Origin of the sequence: Robiginitalea sp. (genome assembly GCF_049588695.1) — a bacterium.
Lineage (GTDB): Bacteria > Bacteroidota > Bacteroidia > Flavobacteriales > Flavobacteriaceae > Robiginitalea.
In genome coordinates this window covers 1-4534 of the sequence record NZ_JBAVZJ010000646.1, presented here as the reverse complement: position 1 = coordinate 4534, position 4534 = coordinate 1, and the positions used below count along the sequence as shown (strand labels likewise).

General features: G+C 50.7%; 2 protein-coding genes and 1 pseudogene. 1 reads left to right on the top strand and 2 read right to left on the bottom strand.

Features of this window, described 5'->3' with window-relative positions:
* Positions 1-2007: pseudogene (locus WBV75_RS14740) on the top strand (glycosyl hydrolase); the annotation flags it as partial.
* 78 nt (positions 2008-2085) lie between these two features.
* Here the strand turns inward: WBV75_RS14740 and WBV75_RS14735 are convergent.
* Positions 2086-2823, bottom strand: a complete 738-nt coding sequence (locus WBV75_RS14735) for a hypothetical protein (RefSeq protein WP_424121340.1) — start codon at positions 2821-2823, stop codon at positions 2086-2088.
* A 53-nt stretch (positions 2824-2876) separates the two neighbouring features.
* Positions 2877-4534 (bottom strand): hypothetical protein (locus WBV75_RS14730; RefSeq protein WP_424121339.1); only part of this gene is annotated, 1658 nt, incomplete at its 5' end.

The window sequence follows — 4534 nt, the reverse complement described above, 5'->3', positions numbered from 1 at the left end:
GGGGGAACCCAGGACAATGGATCTGCAGGAGGCCCCTCTGCCACAGATGAAAGGGAGGGAATCGCCAACAAACATTGGTACAAGACCCTCTTTGCAGACGGTCATCAATCGGCAACCGACCCGGAATTCAATAATATTGTTTACGCCGAAACCCAGCAGGGTGGGTTACACCGGGTGGATCTGGTTACCGGGGAACAGGTATTTATCCAGCCCCAGGCCCTTAAGGGTGACCCCCACGAGCGCTTTAACTGGGATGCCCCCATACTGGTTTCCCCCCACAATCCGGCTCGCTTGTATTTTGCATCGTACCGGGTCTGGAAATCTGAAAACCGGGGGGACGACTGGACGGCCATCTCCGAGGACCTCACTCGGAATGAAGAGAGGCTGGAATTGCCGATCATGGGCCGGCAGCAATCCTGGGACAACGCCTGGGATGTAGGAGCGATGTCCAATTATAACACGATCACTTCCTTAAGTGAATCTCCCATGCAGGAGGGGCTTCTCTATGCGGGAACGGATGACGGATTTATTGCAGTAAGCGATAATGGCGGCGATTCGTGGGATCGGATTCCGGTAACCCGATTGGGTCTGCCCGCGCGCAGTTTTGTCAATGACATCAAGGCAGACCTTCACGATGAAAACACGGTGTATGTGGTATTGGATAACCATAAAGAAGGCGATTTCAAACCCTATCTTTTCAAAAGTACAGACCGGGGAAAGACATGGAAATCCATGGCTTCCAACCTCCCGGATCGTACATTATTATGGCGGATCGTACAGGATCATGTAGATAAAAACCTGTTGTTTCTCGCTACTGAATTTGGGGTGTACACCTCTTTAAACGGTGGGGTAAACTGGCAAAAGTTACCCGGTACTCCCAATATGAGTTTCCGGGACCTGGTGATCCAGAAACGGGAAAACGATCTGGTGGCTGCCTCTTTTGGCCGGGGTTTTTATGTGTTGGATGATTACAGTGCCCTGAGGGAAATGACTCCTGCAGCTCTCAAGGAGGAAGGCAGGCTCTACACACCCCGCACCGCCAAATGGTATGTGCCGAGAAGTAACCTGGGGAATACGGGGGCTGATTTTTACCTGGCGGAGAACCCGGATTTCGGGGCAGTCTTTACCTACCATCTTTCCGGGGATTTTGCGACAGCTAAGGAGAAACGAAAAGAAGCTGAAAAGGAAGCGGGCAAAGATGGGGGCGATATCCCATTCCCGGGTTATGATGCACTGGACGCAGAGAACAGTGAACAACCTGCCAGGGTATGGATTACCATAAAGGATGCCCAGGGCAATGTGATCCGCCATCTCCAGGAAAAGGCCGAAAAGGGAACACATCGCCTCGCCTGGGACCTGCGCCATGCCAGTACCCGGGCCATAGACCCTGAAAGATCGGGTGGCGGTGGCGGAAGGTGGAATCGCGGTCCCCTGGCTACCCCGGGGATGTATACGGCTGCGCTGGCCCTTGAAAAGGAAGGCGCGGTTACCCCCTTGGGCAATGAAGTGCGTTTTGAGGTAAAACCTATCCGGGAAGGAACACTCGGGGGTATGGACTACGCGAGCTACAATGCATACCGGCAGGAGCTCGAAGGGCTGCAACGCGAATTTGAGATGCTCAGCGACCAGTTTGACGAGGCCGAAACCGCGCTTAAAGGATTCCAGAAAGCCCTTCCCAGGGTACAGGGTTCCCCGGCAAGCCTGGCCTCAGATGTGCATGACCTGGAGAAAGCCCTTCGTACCCTTGAAATTAAAGCCGAGGGAAGCCCGGCCCGAAATGAGATCGGCGAGCGCAATCCTCCTTCTGCCCAGTCCTATTTGGGTACGGCAAGTCGCGGCCTCTCGACCACCTATGGCCCGACCCCCTTGCACAAGCGCAGTATGGAAACTGCCCGGGCGATGCTCAATGAGTTGAAACCGGAGGTCACCCGGATTTCAGATCAGATGGTGCCCGCACTGGCCCGTAAATTTGAACAGGCCGGGGCCCCTTACATCAAAGGGCAGTAATACAAAAAGCAGTGCGGGCCACCTCCTGAAATAAAAACAGGGGAGGCCCGCGCTTTTTTTAACTCGGGACATTGGAATTCAAAAACCGACTCCAAAGGTCATTTTCACGGGGATTTCAACTTTTTCAATCTGCCCTAAGGTTAAGGTAACATCAATTTCTTCAGGCTGTGATTTAAAAACAAATTGGGTAGCCTCTATGCCCAGGCCCAGGGCGTTGGCCTCCTCGGTATCATCTCCCCCGTTGACAGTCACCGATTTTACGGGTAAGGCGGAAGCGATCCTGTAAATCATATAAGTTTCCGTACCTGTTGTGGCCTCTCCGTCATTCCAGATTTCCATGCTCCCGTGATCTGTGGCGTTGACGATGCTGGCATTATCCCCGGGCATTTTCAGTTTTGTGCGCACCTCTTCAGATCCCTCTTTTTCGACCTCCAGGATAAAGACCCCCTCCAGGGTTAATTCCCGGGCGCCTTTCGCTGGAGTACCCTCAAAAGACAGGTTAAAATCCACCCTTGAATTGTAGCTGTTAAAGGCTTCGTAGGATTCGGCGGCGAGGTACCCTTTTCCCGACGCCAGGAAGTCGTAACCGGTATCGTCCTGGAATTTTGTGAAGGTCGATTCTTTAAGATTCAATCGGAAATACGTCTGCCCCTCTGCAATGGGGATGACCAGGTTTAGCTTCGTTCTGGGACTCAACTCATTGGTCTTATATATGTTCAATCCCAAAAGTTCTGCCTGGCTGTACCCGGAGAAGGATGCACTTAGCGCAAAAAGGAGCGCAAAAAAAGGACTTAAAATAGTTGACTGTGTTTTCATAGTGTAGTATTTAGTGGTTAAAATCAATAGAGTTATAGTATTACGGCTTGCATTTAAGGACAGGACAGGAAGGAAACGCTTTTACCCATTATCGTCATCAGGTTTTCAACACCATCAAGAATTGTCCCCACAGGCCCCAGACCCCCGTAAACAATATTCTTATAGACGTTACAGCCGAGTTCCAAAAGCGCTTCTTTTGCGGCATCGTCAAGGCCAATAGCATCCATTATGATTATAGCCTCCGTGGCACCTGCGTAGAGTTTGACCAGTGCAATACTGTAAGCTGCGACAACCCCGAGTGCAAAGCCTCCTGTGCCAGTAGCGGCCATCCCATAATTCATCATCGCGACAATCCGTTCATAACCTTTGACAACGCGATCCAGTTCATGGAGCTGCGCGATCTGACCGCTTCCACCTCCTCCCGTACCGTCTTCTAATATCCCATAGAGTTCACCAAATTGAGGATGGATTTGCCAATAGGATTTTTCCTTTAAGGAGCCGTCAAATAGTTTTAAATCACGACCTCTGAATATGTGTTCCTGCCAATACGAGAAATCCGCTACCTGTTTTTTGATTTCTGTTTTACCGGCACCGTCAACAGAGCGGTTTACCTGCAAGGTCTGGCTTTTCAGCTCGGAGATGGTACTCGTATCAAAATGCAGGTTTTCAAGAAAGGCCATTTGGGCGGTTTTTTCCATGGTCATCCTGAAATACCCGAGACCATCACGCGTCAAGCTCTGATATTTAGAAGTAGGCAGGTAGTCAAAACTGATTTTGGACTCCTTGCTATATAATGCAGGTTTGAATTTGAGTATTCCGATGCGGATCCCGGTGGGGTAGGTAATGTTCTCCGGGGTAATACAACCGGCAAGGGGTTGCATTAAACTCAGGAGTACTGGCGGATAGGTAAAACGCCCTTTTTTCAATTCTTCCAAAGCGGTGTCGTAATCCTCTTTTTGCAGGGCACTGTACCAGGCCCTGTCGGGCAGGCGGGCCCTCAGGTATTCCGATGCACGGGTAGAGAGACTGGCCCCGGCAGCTTCAAAGGCAAGCGTGGCATTCCCTAACAACATCTCGTGTACCGCATCGGCCATTTCGTTGGCTTTCTCTGGTTGAAACCGTAGTTTGTCATCCCACCCGGCCAGGGTTCTTCTCACAGGTCTTTCACGGCCTATTTTCACCTCCAGGTACAAACCGATGAGTCGATTGCCATTCGCTATTCCCTGAGAGGGTGTGAATGTGAAATTGTCCGAAGCCGAGTGTGCAGTATTTCCAAGGGAGACTTTTACCTCATGGGCAGCCTGGCGATCAAAACTCTGATAGTTAATGGTATAGGGAGGGAATTCTTTATCTGCTATTATTGACTGAACTTCGGTAATGACCTGGGCCTGGTCTTCAGCTGGTAATACTGTAGCTGTGGTGTTTTCGGCCAGTTGCTTAAATCCTTTACCCGTATTGTTGTATACATTCAGGAAGATACACGGGGGGCCTTCAGAGAAGACCTGAGCATCATCCGGGTTAAAAACATCTCCGTTATGCCCATCCGTGGCGTAGAGAATCACATCATGGGTCGTCAGGCAGGCTTCGTAAAGGGCAGTGTAGATATTGGAGCCCGTTTGTTGTTTCTTGATGCTGGCCTCAGGATAGGTGTGTTTAATGGATGTCATAAGATCCGATACGAAAATGTCGATGTTTTCATCCCGATAGGCAG

Bases quoted from the DNA above. Each gene is read 5' to 3' on its own strand.
- WBV75_RS14735 (WP_424121340.1), bottom strand. From the start codon at position 2,823: ATGAAAACACAGTCAACTATTTTAAGTCCTTTTTTTGCGCTCCTTTTT.